At 59.1% G+C, this 15,160-nt stretch carries 15 protein-coding genes and 1 pseudogene; 6 read left to right on the top strand and 10 right to left on the bottom strand.

All coding sequences use genetic code 11. The features are described 5' to 3' along the window. Positions 1-2: 2 nt before the first annotated feature. The 8 genes from BKX96_RS33070 to BKX96_RS02460 all read right to left on the bottom strand — a co-directional run bounded on the left by BKX96_RS33070 (position 3) and on the right by BKX96_RS02460 (position 7,038). On the bottom strand, positions 3-188 hold the full coding sequence (locus BKX96_RS33070) for a hypothetical protein (protein ID WP_256721371.1): 186 nt from the start codon (positions 186-188) through the stop codon (positions 3-5). After that, positions 185-1,621 carry a dihydropyrimidinase gene (gene hydA, locus BKX96_RS02490; RefSeq protein WP_077182585.1) on the bottom strand — a complete coding sequence of 479 codons (1,437 nt, stop codon included), beginning with the start codon at positions 1,619-1,621 and terminating at the stop codon, positions 185-187. The genes BKX96_RS33070 and hydA overlap by 4 nt, the downstream gene beginning before the upstream one ends. A gap of 54 nt (positions 1,622-1,675) precedes the next feature. Beyond that, the gene (locus BKX96_RS02485; RefSeq protein ID WP_077182584.1) at positions 1,676-2,572 is read right to left on the bottom strand and encodes an allantoinase PuuE; all 897 of its coding nucleotides are present in this window, start codon (positions 2,570-2,572) and stop codon (positions 1,676-1,678) included. 54 nt (positions 2,573-2,626) lie between these two features. Beyond that, positions 2,627-3,496: a MurR/RpiR family transcriptional regulator gene (locus BKX96_RS02480; protein ID WP_077182583.1), complete on the bottom strand. Its 870-nt coding sequence runs from the start codon at positions 3,494-3,496 to the stop codon at positions 2,627-2,629. Between the two features lie 36 nt (positions 3,497-3,532). Continuing rightward, positions 3,533-4,768 carry a cysteine desulfurase-like protein gene (locus tag BKX96_RS02475; RefSeq protein ID WP_077182582.1) on the bottom strand — a complete coding sequence of 412 codons (1,236 nt, stop codon included), beginning with the start codon at positions 4,766-4,768 and terminating at the stop codon, positions 3,533-3,535. Between the two features lie 20 nt (positions 4,769-4,788). Next, positions 4,789-5,523 (bottom strand): amino acid ABC transporter ATP-binding protein, encoded by a 735-nt coding sequence (locus tag BKX96_RS02470; RefSeq protein WP_077182581.1) that lies wholly within the window; start codon positions 5,521-5,523, stop codon positions 4,789-4,791. Then, on the bottom strand, positions 5,520-6,197 hold the full coding sequence (locus BKX96_RS02465; RefSeq protein WP_077182580.1) for an amino acid ABC transporter permease: 678 nt from the start codon (positions 6,195-6,197) through the stop codon (positions 5,520-5,522). The genes BKX96_RS02470 and BKX96_RS02465 overlap by 4 nt, the downstream gene beginning before the upstream one ends. Positions 6,198-6,261: 64 nt before the next feature. Beyond that, positions 6,262-7,038 (bottom strand): transporter substrate-binding domain-containing protein, encoded by a 777-nt coding sequence (locus tag BKX96_RS02460; RefSeq protein WP_077182579.1) that lies wholly within the window; start codon positions 7,036-7,038, stop codon positions 6,262-6,264. Positions 7,039-7,316: 278 nt separating this feature from the next. Between BKX96_RS02460 and BKX96_RS33060 the strand changes: the two are divergent. Continuing rightward, a pseudogene (locus tag BKX96_RS33060) lies at positions 7,317-7,561 on the top strand (EamA family transporter); the annotation flags it as partial. Here BKX96_RS33060 and BKX96_RS02450 read toward each other — a convergent pair. Beyond that, positions 7,537-8,310: an IclR family transcriptional regulator domain-containing protein gene (locus tag BKX96_RS02450; protein ID WP_077182578.1), complete on the bottom strand. Its 774-nt coding sequence runs from the start codon at positions 8,308-8,310 to the stop codon at positions 7,537-7,539. The pseudogene BKX96_RS33060 and the gene BKX96_RS02450 sit on opposite strands and share 25 nt — an antisense overlap. Positions 8,311-8,455: 145 nt before the next feature. Between BKX96_RS02450 and BKX96_RS02445 the strand changes: the two genes are divergently transcribed. The 4 genes from BKX96_RS02445 (at position 8,456) to BKX96_RS02430 (ending at position 13,180) form a co-directional block, all read left to right on the top strand. Further along, positions 8,456-9,274 carry a shikimate dehydrogenase family protein gene (locus BKX96_RS02445; RefSeq protein ID WP_179092118.1) on the top strand — a complete coding sequence of 273 codons (819 nt, stop codon included), beginning with the start codon at positions 8,456-8,458 and terminating at the stop codon, positions 9,272-9,274. Between the two features lie 32 nt (positions 9,275-9,306). Next, a complete protein-coding gene (locus tag BKX96_RS02440) occupies positions 9,307-11,082 on the top strand; it encodes an FAD-dependent oxidoreductase (RefSeq protein WP_143512379.1) in 1,776 nt (591 codons plus the stop codon). Continuing rightward, positions 11,051-11,371 carry an NIPSNAP family protein gene (locus BKX96_RS02435; RefSeq protein ID WP_077182576.1) on the top strand — a complete coding sequence of 107 codons (321 nt, stop codon included), beginning with the start codon at positions 11,051-11,053 and terminating at the stop codon, positions 11,369-11,371. Before BKX96_RS02440 ends, BKX96_RS02435 begins: the two co-directional genes overlap by 32 nt. A 72-nt stretch (positions 11,372-11,443) precedes the next feature. Further along, the gene (locus BKX96_RS02430) at positions 11,444-13,180 is read left to right on the top strand and encodes an FAD-dependent oxidoreductase (protein ID WP_077182575.1); all 1,737 of its coding nucleotides are present in this window, start codon (positions 11,444-11,446) and stop codon (positions 13,178-13,180) included. Positions 13,181-13,265: 85 nt separating this feature from the next. On the opposite strand, the gene BKX96_RS02425 is transcribed toward BKX96_RS02430, so the two are convergent. Continuing rightward, positions 13,266-13,979, bottom strand: coding sequence for a class I SAM-dependent methyltransferase (locus BKX96_RS02425; protein WP_077182574.1), 714 nt, complete (start codon positions 13,977-13,979; stop codon positions 13,266-13,268). A gap of 249 nt (positions 13,980-14,228) precedes the next feature. On the opposite strand from BKX96_RS02425, the gene BKX96_RS02420 reads away from it, so the two are divergent. Further along, a complete protein-coding gene (locus BKX96_RS02420) occupies positions 14,229-15,155 on the top strand; it encodes a transporter (protein ID WP_256721370.1) in 927 nt (308 codons plus the stop codon). Positions 15,156-15,160: the final 5 nt, after the last annotated feature.

Here is a 15,160-nt window from a genome sequence, read left to right as displayed (position 1 = left end):
GATCAGCCCTCCCGGAGCGCCGTCCAGGCCGCTGGCGGCCCGGAGGCGAACCAGCCGAGGACATCCGCTACCTGGTGCTGCACGGCATAGGCTTCGGCTTCGCTAGCCAGCTCCAGGGTTGGCGGTTGTTGGCGCCCCTCACGCCAACCGCGAATCAGGATGGCGGCCACCTGCGCGACCGCACTCACAATTGCAACTCAGTCTTACGTCGGCGCAGTTGCGCGGGCGCCGGGCGCTCGCACGGCAGAAACCGGCCGCGACCTGCCTGACCGCGCGGCTCGCCGTCCCAGACCACCTCACCGCGAGACAGGGTCATGGCCGGCCAGGCGCTCAGCGTCATGCCGGCGTAAGGCGTGTAATCGACGTTGTGGTGCAGCATTTCGTTGCACAGGTGTACCGACTCACCTTCGTTCCAGATCACCAGGTCGGCATCGGCACCAATAGCGATGCTGCCCTTGCGCGGATACAACCCATACATCTTGGCGGCATTAGTGGAGGTCAGCGCAACAAAGCTTTGCGCGGTGATGCGCCCACTGCGCACGCCTTCGGACCAGAGCAGTGCCATGCGGGTTTCGACACCGGGAATGCCGTTGGCGATCTGGTCGAACGACACCTCTTCACCGTGGGCCTTCTTGCCATTCGGGCCATCGAAGCGAAAGGGTGCGTGGTCTGACGAGAAAATCTGAAACAAGCCGTTCTCCAAGCCATCCCAGATTACCTGCTGGTTTGCGGCATCGCGCGGCGGCGGGCTGCAGATGCACTTGGCACCTTCGAAGCTGTCGTCACACCCCAGCGAGTCGGCGGTCAGGAACAGGTACTGCGGGCAGGTTTCGGCGTACACCTTCAACCCCTGGCTTTGGGCCCAGCGTATCTGCTCCACGGCCTCGCGACCCGACACGTGCACGATCAGGATCGGCACGTCCACCAGCTCGGCAAGGGCGATGGCACGATGGGTCGCTTCGCGCTCCACCAGCATCGGCCGCGACGCGCTGTGGTAGCGCGGCGCAGTCAGCCCGGCCGCCAGTAGTCGCTCGGTAAGCCAGGCGATGCAATCGCTGTTCTCGGCATGGAGCATCACCATGGCACCCTCGCGACGCGCGACCGACAACGTCTCGAGTATCTCCCGGTCGCCCAGCTTCAGCGCATCGTAGGTCATGTAGATCTTGAACGATGTATAGCCTTCAGCAATCAAGGCCGGCAGTTCTTCACGCAGCAACTGCGGGGTGGGGTCGGTGACGATCAAGTGGAAGGCATAATCGATCACCGGCTTGGTACCCGCCCGACGATGGTAGTCATCGACGGCAGAGCGCAGGCTTTCGCCCTTCTGCTGGCAGGCAAACGGGATGACGGTGGTGGTGCCGCCGCAGGCCGCCGAGACCGTGCCGCTGAAGAAGTCATCGGCCATCACCGAGCCGTCGCCAGTCGGCTGGTCAAGGTGCACGTGGCTGTCGATGCCACCGGGGGTGACATGCCGGCCTGCCGCGTCGATCTCCTGGTGACCTTGCGCCAGGTCCAGGCCAAGGGAGACGATGCGCCCATCACGAATACCAATATCGCTGGTGAACGTGTCCGCGGCGGTTACCACGCGGGCGTTGCGAATCACCGTATCAAAAGGTTGCATATCAGGCCTCTTCCAGAAGTAACCCCCAGCCGATCAGGCGGCGCGTGTCTTCAATCAAGTTCGTTCAAGCCAGGCACGGGCGATTTCTTCGCGCGTAGCAAACCAGACACCGCCGTGTTGCCTGGCATACTCGATGAATTGCTTGATCGCCCTTACCCGCCCGGGACGGCCCACCATGCGTGGATGCAGCCCGATCGACATCATGCGCGGCCCTTCAGCCGACTCTTCATAAAGGACCTCAAAGCTTTCTTTCATGTACTCGAAAAAGTCCGATGCCTGGGAAAGACCCGGAGAATTCCAGTAGCGGAAATCGTTCACGTCGGCGGTGTAAGGCACCACGAGATGACGCTTGCCCTCGACCTCGACAAAGTAGGGAACATCGTCGTTGTAGGCATCGGAGTCGTAGAGAAAACCGCCCTCTTCAGCGACCAGGCGACGGGTGTTGACGCTGGCGCCATAGCGGCAATACCAGCCAACGGGACGCTTACCACAGGTGCGCTCGAACGATTCGATTGCCAGGCGTATGTGCTCACGCTCCTGTTCCTCGGTCAGGCGAAACACTTCCTCCCAGCGATAACCGTGACTGCAAATCTCATGGCCACCCGCGACCGCGGCGCGAGCCACATCAGGGTTCTGCTCAAAGGCCACTGCGCATGCATGAAAAGTTGCGCGAACCGATTGCTGATCGAGAATATCCAGGATTCGCCAGATACCGACTCGAGAGCCGTACTCATACATCGATTCCATGGCCAGATTGCGTGTGCCGTCTGGTATTGAATAGCTACCCCATTCAGTCATGGACTCCTGGTCCGGGTCGCCCATGGCCAGCGAGCGTTCGGAACCTTCTTCGTAGTTGATCACCAGGCTGATGGCCAAACGTGCGCCATTCGGCCAGGTGCCTTGCGGTCGCTGTCTTGCGTAACCCACTAAATCGCGTGCAGGTGAAACCATCGGGATATTCTCCTGAAGTGACTGGTTAAATAAGTACCTGGCGAAAGTCGCGACTTAGCAGTCGATATCTTTCAGCCGGTCATGGCTAAAGGTGCTGTCCGATTGCCACTCGCTGAAGGCCAGCCCCATGGCCAGGGTTTGCGCAATACAGAACGAAGCGGTGAGCGAGCGAAACCCCAATAACTCGGCGTCATTGACCTCGATCACGGTGTCAGCCATCTGCCCGATTGGGCTCAGAACGCTGTCGGTGATCGCTACCAGCGTGACGCCTGCGGCCCGCGCCAGACGACAAGCCTCAACGGTGTCATGGGCGTACGGCGGGAAGCTGACGGCTATCAATAAATCATCATCGGCAATGGCGCTGACCTGCTCCGGCAACGTGCCGCCCGCACCGCTGATGTGCACGGTGCGCCGGCCCACACGACTCAATGCGTAGCTCAGATAGGCGGCAACCGGAAAGGCACGGCGCATGCCGATGACGAAGGTAGTGCGCGCGACTTGCAGATGGGCGATGGCGGCTTCGATATTGGCCTGCTCGCCGCCCTCGGCCAGGTGTTCCAGTGACACAATATTGGCCTGACTGAATTCACGCAGAATCCCGCCGACGTCGCTCGGGTCCTCCAGCAACGTCTCACCGCCATAGTGCCGAATGCGCTCGCTATGAGTGTCGGCAACCTGTTGCAATGGTGCGCGAAACAACCGCTGCAAATCCTTGAACCCTGCAAAGCCAAGGGCCTGAGCCAGCCGAATATAAGCGGAAGGCGCGATGCTCGAACGCTTACCCAGTTCGGCCACCGTGTTGAGTGCGATCTCATGCGGATTGTCTATCAGGTAACGAGCGGCATCGCGCAGACGACCGGTCAGTTGTTCGTGCTGGGCCGATATACAGTCACGCAGCTCTGCAAGGGTTTCAGGTAAGGCCATAGTGAAGGCTCGTAAAATTAGAAGTGTGTGCGCCTGTCAACGCAACGCAGTGATTGCTTGATCCAGCGCAGAGATGAGACGGTCGACTTCTTCCAACGTGTTGTAATGCGCCAACGACACCCGCACTACCCCGCCAAATCGGTCAAGCCCAAGGGCTTCGATAAGGCGCCGCGCATAGAAGTCACCAAAGCGAATGCCGATCCGGTGCTCATCGACCCTGCGCACAATAGCCTCGGACTGAACGCCATCGACCACGAAACTGATCGTTGGCACTCGATCTCGAGTATGCGCCTTGCCAATGATCCGAACGCCCTCACGCTGGCGCAAAAATGCCAGCAGCCGCTCGGCGAGCAAATCTTCCTGCACCTCGAAGGCGTCGAACGCAGCTTGCATGCACTGGCGCTCGCTGCCTTGCACGTCAAGCCGGGTACTGATGTCGAGCAGGTAATCGGTGATACCGATGCAGCCGAATGACAACTCGTAGTTGACGTTGCCCGGCTGCAATTTGTAGGGCACCACTTCCTGACCGATAAAGAAATGGTTAAGGCTCGGCAACTCCAGCAACAGATAACGACGACCCCAGAGCACAGCAAAGTGTGGACCGAAGGTTTTGTAGAAGCTGTAGACGTAGAAATCGGCACCGCTGGCCTGGACATCAACCAGTCGGTGTGGCGCATAAGCGACGGCGTCCACGCAGAGCTTGGCGCCCACCGCATGGACACGTCGTGCTACTTCGGCGACGGGATTGATAGAGCCGAGGATATTCGAGGTGTGGGTCATGGCCACATAACGGGTTTTGTCATTGAGCAAGACCTGCAGGTCATCCAGCTCCAGCTCACAACTATCCTGGTTGACCTGCCAAACGCGCAGGGTCGCGCCGCGGCTTTCGCAAAGATTGACCCAAGGGCCGATATTCGCTTCGTGATCGCAATTGGTCACGATGATTTCATCGCCCGCAACGATTGACGGCGCGATGGCACGACACAGTATTTGCAACAAGTGGGTGGTCGAACCGCCCATGATCACTTCTTCGGGATGCTCGGCGTTGATCAACTGCATAACCGAGTGACGTGCCTGCATCACTCGCTCGCCAGCGTCGACGGAAGGTTGGTAGGACGCACCCAGTTGCACGCTGCTGTTGAGCATGTAATTAACGACACGCTCCGCTACGGCGCTCAGCACCATCGAACCACCGGCGTTATCCATGTAGGCATAGTCATCGGCCAGACCTGGAAATTGCTTGCGAACGTAATCAACATCGAGAGATTTCACTCTACTTTCTCCAGCCGGATTCAATGATGCAAGATGGCCTGCAGGAACGCTTTTGTGCGAGGTTCCTGAGGTGCGGTAAAAAACGGTTCAGGAATGTTCTGCTCAACAATGCGTCCGCTTTCCATGAAGATCACCCGGTCGGCAACCCGACGGGCAAAGCCCATTTCATGAGTGACCACGACCATCGTGACGCCGGAGCGAGCGAGGTTTTGCATGACATCGAGTACCTCGCCAACCATTTCCGGGTCCAGCGCCGAAGTCGGTTCATCGAACAGAATCGCGCGAGGTTCCATAGCCATGGTGCGGGCAATGGCAACACGCTGCTGTTGGCCGCCAGACAATTGGCTGGGGTATTTGTGCGCGTGATCGCCCATGCCGACCTTCACTAATAATTCCTTGGCCCGCGCATGCGCGTCACGCCGGCTCAGACCGCGAACACGGATCGGCGCCAGCGACACATTGTCGAGAACGGAGAGGTGCGGATAGAGGTTGAAACTCTGAAACACCATGCCTACTTCACTGCGGATCGCGGCCAGTCGCGGACCGTTTTCAACCCGCTCACCCGCCACGCGGATATGGCCTTGCTGGTAGTCTTCAAGCAGATTGATGCAGCGGATCAAGGTCGACTTCCCCGAGCCGGACGGGCCAAGTATGACCACCACTTCACCTTCTTCAACCTGCAGATTGATATCACTCAACGCTTTGAAATTGCCGTAGTACTTGTCGAGTTTTTCGATGTCGATCAACGTGCTCATGCGGTTTTTCCTCCAGAGGCGTTACGACGCTCAACCCAACTGACCATCTGCACCAGCGGCAACAGCAGCAACAAGTACAGCAAGGCAGCCCCCACCAGCGGTGTCGGGTTGGCAGCAAGTGCCTGTGCCTGGGTCGCCTGCTTTAGCAAGTCAGGCATCGCTACCACCGAGGCGAGCGCAGTGTCTTTCATGACGTTTATGCAATTGCTCGTCATGGGCGGCATTACGATGCGGATGGCTTGCGGCAAAACAACGTCGCGCATGGTGTTGAAAAAGCTCATGCCTTGAGAAGCCGATGCTTCGAACTGGCCACGGGGAATGGCCTCGATGCCCGACCGAAAAATCTCCGCACTGTAGGCGCAGGAGACCAGCGAAAGCGCACTGGCAGCGGCCGCAAAAGAGGACAGTCGGATACCCACAAAAGGCAGCGCGTAATAGATGAGTACCAGCAGGACCAGCAATGGAATGGAGCGCATGATATCGATGTAGACTCGTGCAAGCGCTCGAACAGGTGCGTAGGAGTACAACCGCAACAACGCCAGCAAAAGCCCACCCACCAAGCCCAGGGCGATACTCACCACCCCCAGCAAAATGGTGACGCCCAGACCACGCATCATCAGCGGAAGCGACTCGACGAGCACGTTCCAATTAAAAAATGTCTGCAAAAGATCCATGGGATACCTCGGTCAATACAAGTGGCGACCGGGCGTCGCCACTTGCATGTATCAGCAGCAGGACTTACTTGAGAACAGCGGCGACCTTCATGGTGCTCGAATCCTTATCGGCTTCGGCGCCAAACCACTGTTTGTGGATTGTTCCAAGCGTGCCGTCTTCTTTCATCTTGCTGATTATGTCGTTGACCTGGTCGCTCATCCCCCAGCCTTTGGCGTGCATCAACGAGTAGCGTTCACCGGTAGGAATACGCGCCACGATGGAATATTGCGGCTTGTCCTTGATGTAGTAGAGCACTGCGGGAATGTCGCTGATGTAGCCGTCGATTCTCCCGGAAGCCAGATCGAGCATGGCCGGCGATAGTCCTTCATAACGCGAGACATCGGCGAATTTGTACTCGCCCTTGTGTTGGCCAATCCACATGTCACCGGTCGAGCCAGTGTCGACGCCAACGACCTTGTCGGCCATATCGGCCAGGCTCTTGACCTTGGATGTGGTCAGCGCGGTAAGAGACTGGTCGCTGTCGAAATAAGGCTGTGCGAAGGCGACCGACTCCAGTCGCTTAGGGGTGATGGTGATCGACGAAATAGCGATATCGACGCGTTTGGATTGCACGGCACTGAACAGGCCGTTGAAAGGAATGTTGACGAACTCGACGCTTTTTCCGGCGCGCTTGGCCACTTCTTTGACAACATCGACTTCGAAGCCGACAAATTCACCTTTGGCGTCCTGAAACTCCCAAGGCACGTTGCCAACGTTAGCACCTACCGTCCAGTCAGCTGACCAGGCTGGTAGTGCAACTGCGGCGGTCATGAACAATCCCAACATCACTTTCGCTTTCATGTTTGCTCCCGATTGTTTGTTTTTTTAGGTGCTAACAGCGGTTGATCTCGTACAACGTGGGATCGAGAGTAAATCAATGGATTATTTATTTCAATACCACTTGTCAATGGATTTTTTACTCCACAGACTTATCCCAAGCAATGGCAGCCTGCTCGGACTGTTTGACGCGGCGTTCCCTTCGCCGGTTGCCTACTTCGTTTGTCCTAAAGGAATTGAATCGCAGGCACAGGTCGCCAGCTTTCGCTTTAGTCAAGGTGCCCAATTGCTCAGGATGGCGCATGCCCTATCACATCAACTTGCTCATACTTTTCGCAGCGCTCTTGCATGCCAGCTGGAATGCCGCGTTGCGCGGTGGCGCCGACAGACTTTGGTCGATGACGATCATGTGTGTAGCGGTAGCCATCGCGAGCGTCGCAATAGCCTTTTTTTGGAGGCTCCGGCCAAAGCCAGCTGGTTCTACGCGGTTCTTTCCGCGGTCCTGCACGTCGTCTCCCATGCCTACAGCGTCATGATCGGCCGTAGCAGTGCCTGCCCTTCATACAATGCCGACAGATAACGCTCGCGCATTTGCTCGACAGTCATTCGCGACGCATGGGTAGTGAGCGTCAACGTGGCCTGCAACTCTCCTTCCCGATCAATCAACGGCACGCTCAGCACCCGCATGCCCACCTCATATTCCTGGTCCACCAGTACGTAGCCACGCTGCGCCGCCAAGGCGATTTCGGCGCGGATCCGGTTTTCGTCGGTGAGGGTGTAAGGCGTGATCGCCTGTAGCGGGTTGCGTGCGAAATACGCGTCGAGCGCCTGCGCCGATAGGCTCGCCAGCCAGAGCCGGCCGCTGCCGGTGCAATACATCGGCACACGTGAGCCCGGCCGAATCGACATCGAGGTAATGTGGCTATAGCGGCTGCGCACCACATGCACGATGTCATCCCCGTCGCGAATGCCCACCGATACATGCTCCTGAGTCGTTCGCGCCACCTGCTCGACGATCGGCCGCAGCATGCGCGGCAACACGGCCGAATCGACATAGGCCTGGCCAATGCGCAAGGTCTTGGCGGTCAGCCAGTAGAAGCGACCATCGGTTTGCGCGAAATCGTCGTGCACCAGCGTCAGCAAAAAACGCCGGGCGGCGCTCTGGGTCATGTCGGCCATGCGCGCCACCTCGGGCACACTCAGACGCGGATGTTCCTGGGAAAACAGCTGTAACAGCGCCAGTCCCTTTTGCAGACCGACGATCAAATCCCGTTGATGGATGGTGGGTTGCTTCATGGCTGCGACTCTTATTCAGGCAAACAATGCGATTATCGCATTGACCATGCGATTATCAACTTGAAAACCCAGTACCTTGATTGTCCACCTCCCTCCTCGCTTGCACTATCGGCCCCACAACACAGCCAATAAGCGGGAGCATCAAATGATCCAGGGTTCGACTGAACTGGTCGCCATCGTCGGCTCACCTGTCAGCCAGGTGAAATCGCCGGAAAACTTCAACTGCTGGTTTGGTGAACACCAGCACAACGTTGCCATGCTGGCCATCGACCTTGCGCCGAGCGCCCTGCAGAACTTCATCGAGACCTTGCGCGGCTGGCAAAACCTGCGCGGTTGCGTGGTCACCGTCCCCTACAAACAGCTGCTGACCGGCCGCCTGGACAGCGTCAGTGAGCGCTCGGCGGCGCTCGGCTCGGTCAACGTGATCCGGCGCGAGGCCGACGGCCGGCTGGTGGGCGATATCGTCGACGGCGAAGGTTTTCTCGCAGCTGCGCGCCAGCAGGGTTTCAATCCGCAGGACAAGCAGGCGTTGGTGATCGGCACCGGCGGAGTCGGCAGTGCGATTGCTTATTCACTGTGTCAGGCCGGGATCAGTCATCTGGTCATCAGCGACTTGAGCGCAGAGCGCGTCGAGATGCTCGGCGAACTGTTGCGCGATACTTTTCCCGAGATCGAAATCAGTGCCAACCCTGCCTCGCTTGAGCACTTCGATCTGGTGGTGAACGCCTCGCCAGTCGGCATGGGCGCCACCAACGAGGAAGGCCCGCTGCCGTTGCCGCACGCCCTGATGCAAACCTTGCAAACTTCGACGTTGGTGGCCGATGTCGTGACTTCGCCGGCCGTGACGCCGTTTCTCGCCTTCGCTCAAAGCCGTGGTTGCCCGATTCAGACCGGCCCGGAAATGGCCTTGGCGCAACTGGGCAACCTCGGCCACTTCATGGGCGTCACACCGCTGCAGATCTGACCTGCGGCCGTGTCTTCGACAGGCGATAGACAATGAACATGACTACCCCCCTCCCTGCGGCTGCGGACCAGGCCTACGACGTGATAGTCCTGGGCAGCGGTGCCGCCGGTTTCGCGGCGGCAGTGACCGCCTCTTGCCGCGGGCTCAAGGTCTTGCTGGTGGAAAAGACCGAAGCCTTTGGCGGCACCTCGGCGATCTCGGGCGGCGCGATCTGGCTGCACGACACCGATCAGGCCCGGGTCGCCGGGCATCACCTGAGCGCAGACCAGATGCGCTGCTATCTCAAGCAAGTGATCGGTGCCGGCTATAACCCACAGTTGATCGACTCCTTCATCGAAAACGGTCGCGAAGCCTTGAGTTTTCTCGAGACCTACAGCGAGCTCAAATACAGCCTGCGGCCGCTGTCGCCCGACTATTACCCGGACTTGCCCGGCGGCACGCAAACCGGTCGCGCCCTGGAAATCGACGAGTACGACGGACGCAAGCTGGGTGAGCACTTCAAGGACCTGAAGCGGCCTCCGGACGGCATGCTGCTGTTCGGCGGCATGATGGTTAATCGTGTCGACATCCAGCACTTCCTCAGCTTCAAGCGCTCGCCCCATTCGCTCTGGCATTGCCTGAAACTGATGGGCCGATATGCCCTGGATCGCCTCTACCATCCGAGGGGCACACGCCTGACCGTGGGCAATGCCTTGATCGCACGACTGGCAACCACCGCCTTCGCCAATGGCGTCGACTTGTGGCTGCAGGCGGCCCCCGAAACGCTGCTTGTCGAGCAGGGCACCGTAACGGGTGTGCAAATCACCTGGCGCGGGCAAACCCGCAAGGTATTTGCCAAAGGCGGCGTGGTCTTGGCCATGGGAGGATTTGCCGCAGGCGCCAAAGCCGCTGGACAACGGCCAGCGACCGACTCGGAACACTGGAGCATGTCGCCACCGGCCAACGTGGGTGATGGACAACGACTGGCCGCTTCGGTCGACGCGGCCATTGGCGACAAACTTTCGGCAAATTTTTTCTGGGCGCCGGTTTCGGTACTGCAAAAAGCCGACGGCAGCCTCGAGCGTTTTCCGCACCTGGTGACTGATCGGGCCAAACCCGGCGTGATCGCGGTCAACCGTGCCGGGCGACGTTTCGTCAATGAGTCGGACTCCTACCACTGCTTCGTCGAAGGCATGTTCGCCAACGGCGGCGCCAACGCGCCCTGCTGGCTTGTCTGCGACAGCGAAGCATTGAACCGATACGGCATGGGCCTGGCCCGTCCGCGACCGGTCGATAACAGCGCGTTGATCGACGCCGGTTACCTGTTGCGCGCAGACAACCTCGTCGAACTGGCCCTCCTCGCTGGCATCGATGCTTCGGCCCTGGTGCAGACCGTGGCGCAGTTCAACGCCGATGCAGCTCTTGGCGTCGATCGTCAGTTCGGTAAAGGCAGCAACCCCTACAACCGCTACATGGGCGACCCGCTTCACAGACCAAACCCGTGCCTGAAGCCACTGCACAAGGCACCGTTCTACGCGATCCGGCTGTTTACCGGTGACCTCGGCTCCGCCCGCGGACTGGTCACCAACGGCCAGGCCAACGTGCTCGACTGCAGCGGCGCGCCGATCCCCGGCCTGTACGCCGCCGGCAACGATATGAACTCAATCATGGATGGCACCTACCCAGGTCCCGGCATCACCCTTGGCCCCGGCATCACCTTCGGTTACCTCGCCGCCAGTGATATCGCTGCCCGTCTGGACCGCAACACAACCCAACAACCCCACACTGGAGAACAGCATGTACTACGAACTGCGCACCTACACGATTAAACCGACCCGCCTGGGTGACTGGCTGGCCCTGTACAAGAACGCAGCATTGGCCGTGCAGCAGGAGCACCTGGGCAACCTGGTCGGTTTCTTCACCACCGAAATCGGTGAGGTCAACCAAGTGGTGCACGTCTGGGCCTATGCCAGTCTCGACGATCGCATGACCCGGCGTAACGCCATGGCAGCCGATCCGCGCTGGCAGGACTTTGCCCGGCAGAACAAGGCGCTCGACGCAGTGGTGACGCTGGAGTCGCGCTTGCTGCGCCCCACCGACTTTTCACCGTTGCAGTAACCATCGTTCTGTTGCGCCGTTTCCACAGGGGAGCGGCCAGCCCCAACGACAAAAACAATAATGGAGGTCGCCATGAGCGTCTTGCCGTCGACCAATGTCGACGACCTTATCTGTGATGTCCTGGTCATCGGTTCAGGCGCCTCGGGCCTGGCCTGTGCCGTCACCTGCGCCGAGCTTGGCCTCGACGTCATCGTTGTGGAAAAAGAGCCGGTACTCGGCGGCACCAGTGCCTGGTCGGGCGGCTGGCTGTGGATCCCCCGCAACCCGTTGGCAGTCGCCGAGGGGATAGTGGAAGAGCTTGAGCAGGCGAAGATCTACCTGCGCAACGAACTGCACAGTGATGTGCTCGACCCTCGCATGGAGATGTTCCTCGAACAAGGCCCGAAGATGGTCGAATTTTTCCAGCTCCATACCGAAGTGCAATTTTTCTCCGGCAGCAGGATGCCTGACTTTCATGCCAGCGAAGGCCATGCCAGAGGCGGTCGCTCGCTCTGCGCCCTGCCGTACGATGGTCGTCGGCTGGGTCCCTGGATTAACAAGCTGCGGCGTCCTCTTGACCTCATCAGCCTAGGCGGAATGGGTATTGGCGGTGGCGCCGATCTCAACCATTTGCTTAATGCGACCCGATCTGCACCCTCGATGCTCTATGCCGGCAGGCGCCTGTTGCGCCATGCCCGTGACCTGCTGTGCCACAGCCGCAGCATGCACCTGGTAAACGGTAATGCATTGGTCGCCCGGCTAATGAAAAGCGCACTGGACCGCAACGTCCGCCTGTTGACCGATACGCCGGTACACCAGTTGCTGCAGGAGGATCAGCGTGTGGTTGGCGCATGTATCGAGAGCGGCGCACGCCTGTTCGACATTCGCGCACGACGTGGGGTGGTCATGGCCTGCGGCGGTTTTCCCCATGATCGACAGCGGATTGCCCGGCAGTTCGCCCATGCCCCGGATGGCGCCGGACACTTGAGCGCTGCGCCCAAAGGCAATACCGGCGACGGTTTACGCTTGGGTGAAAGCGTCGGAGCGCGCGTTGCATCCGACTTACCCCATGCCGCTGCCTGGGCACCTGTCTCTCGCGTGCCGCGAGAGGACGGAGGTTTCAGTGGCTTCCCCCATCTGATGGAACGGGCCAAACCAGGTTTTCTCGCGGTGCGTCAGGATGGTCGACGCTTCGTCAACGAGGCAGACTCCTACCATGACTATATGTGCGCACTGTTCGATGCCTGCGGACCGGGAGAATTCCCGGTGTCCTGGTTGATCTGCGACCACCGGGCCCAGCGGCGCTATGGCCTGGGCTGGTCCAGACCCTATCCATTCCCGACCGCGTCCTATGTTCGCAAGGGCTATCTGTTCAAGGACCCGACCCTGACGGGACTGGCGCGCCAATGCGGGATTGATGCGCAGCAACTGGAAGCCACCGTCACCACGTTCAATCAGTATGCCGAGAAAGGCTGCGATCCGCAGTTCCGGCGCGGTGAGTCGCTGTACAACCAGAACCAGGGGGAGATTCTCCACGGCCCCAACCCTTCCCTTGGCAGCCTGCGGCAAGGACCGTACTACGCCGTGAAGCTGGTGCCTGGCAGCCTCGGCACCTTCGCCGGGCTGCACACGGACGCCTTTGCCCGGGCATTGGACCATAACGAAGCGCCGATTCCCGGATTATTCGCCGTGGGTAACGACATGAACAGCATCATGAACGGTTTCTACCCCAGCGGTGGCATCACCCTCGGGCCGGGCATGACGTTCGGTTACATCGCAGGAAGGACACTTGCAGGGCTGTCAGAATGGGAAAAAAGGGACGAAGGTTGAACGCCCCGACTGTATTGCAGGGCCTCAACTTGGGTCGGTCGCGACAGGCCGTTAATCGGCCAGGAGTTGCCACCCAGATCGCCGCTCAGACTGTTTTACACGTTAACCAGGCACCCCAGAACAGGCTGCTGAAAAAACGGGTAGCGTCCCCAAAACCCGCATCATGCAAAAGCTTCTGAACAGCCGCCTCAGAATGTGGAGGGTCAGCGCCTTGAAGAATTTTCCCAAGTTTAACTTCCACTTCATCCGGGCTGGCTCCGTGCTGCCGCCAACGTTGCCCCCAGGCAGCGAGGAGTAAGGGCTGGCTGGCATAAGCATATTGATTGCCGGCGACAATCAGCGCAGCCCCCGGTTTGAGTCGAGCCCGAATGGATCGCAGAATTTCTCTCTTGGCATCATCCCCATCGAGATGATGGAGTACACCGATCAAAGTGGCTGCGTCGTAGGACTCATCGGCGGGCAAGTCTTCAACGTGCCCAAGGTGCACGTCCGTTCTTTCAAGCAGGTTGTATACGGCTAACTGCTGTTTCGCGGTTTGCAGCATCGGCTCAGATGGATCAACGGCGGTGAAGCGCCAGCCCGGCTCAAGCCTGGCCATCGCGATGATCTCCTGCGCCGTACCGCCAGCGCCGACGACCAGTATTTTGGCCGAGCCGACATTTTCAAGGCTTGCCGCGAGCATGCACGCCACCAAATCCTGGCAGGCGTCATAACCGGCCAGTGCAATACGGCTCTGTCGTCCGTACTCATTGGCCCGAGCGCTATCAAACTTTTCAGCTGATTCAAGTGGTGATTTCAAGGCGGTTCTCCATGTCCTTGAATTAACTTAGGTCATAAAGATCGATAATAAAAATTCATTAATTTTATCCACTGCATTCCCACCAGGAATGTCAAAGCACCGCGGCAGGCCTTTGATCAGGTGCAGGCCTGGTCCTCAAATTGCAGGTGCGCCCACGCAATGCAAGTGGTCACTGCGTGTGCCAAACAAATGCAGATGCGCTACAACTCATAGAACGTCGGAGTCCTCACAGAAAGCGAGCGAATGTGGATGAAACGCAATCTCTGCGTCGTCAGGTGTGTCCGGTTCGCATCCGCTTCGCTCGTCATGCTGGCCACCGGTGCAGTGGCAGAGGATCTCGAACCCAGGTCCTACACCAATACACCGGTCGGTATCAATTTCCTGCTCATGGGCTACAGCGATCTCCATGGCAACGTGACGGCCAATCCCTCGATCCCGCTTGAGGATGCCAAGCTCAACATCCAGACAGTCGTGTTTGCCTACGCCAGGTCCCTGGATGTCTGGGGCCGCTCGGGAAAGTTCGATATCGTCGTGCCCGAGGCGAAATTGACCGGCTCAGCCTTGCTGGCCGGTGAACCCAGGAAACGTGATGTCACCGGGTTGATCGATCCAAGATTTCGCTTCTCGGTCAACCTGTATGGCGCCCCGGCGATGTCCCTGGCCGAGTTCCCCAGTTACCAACAGGATGTGATTATCGGCACCAGCCTGGCGATCACGGCGCCATTGGGCCAATACGACGACAGCAGGCTGATCAATCTCGGCAACAATCGCTGGTCATTCAAGCCTGAACTCGGGGTGTCCAAGCGTGTGGGGCAAGTGACCCTGGAGTTGTCCGGTGCGGGAACCTTTTTCACCGACAATGACGAGCTGCTCGGCAACCACGTACTGTCCCAGGACCCGATTTACCAAGTACAGGGGCATCTTATCTATGCGTTTGAAAACGGGATCTGGGCTTCGCTGGATGCGACCTGGTTCGAAGGTGGGAAAAGCGCTGTCGATGGGGTCAGTAACCACGATTATCAGGAAAACTCCCGCTACGGCTGTACCCTCACGCTGCCCTTGAACCGCAACCATTCCATAAAGCTCAACGCGAGCAAGGGGGGCTATACCCGCACGGGCAGCGATTTCGATGCGGTTGGCATGGTCTGGCAGTATCGCTTCGGCGGTGGGCTTTGACGCTG

It is taken from the genome of Pseudomonas putida, assembly GCF_001976065.1.
Classification (GTDB): Bacteria; Pseudomonadota; Gammaproteobacteria; order Pseudomonadales; family Pseudomonadaceae; genus Aquipseudomonas; species Aquipseudomonas serbica.
This window is presented reverse-complemented; position numbering and strand designations above follow the sequence as displayed.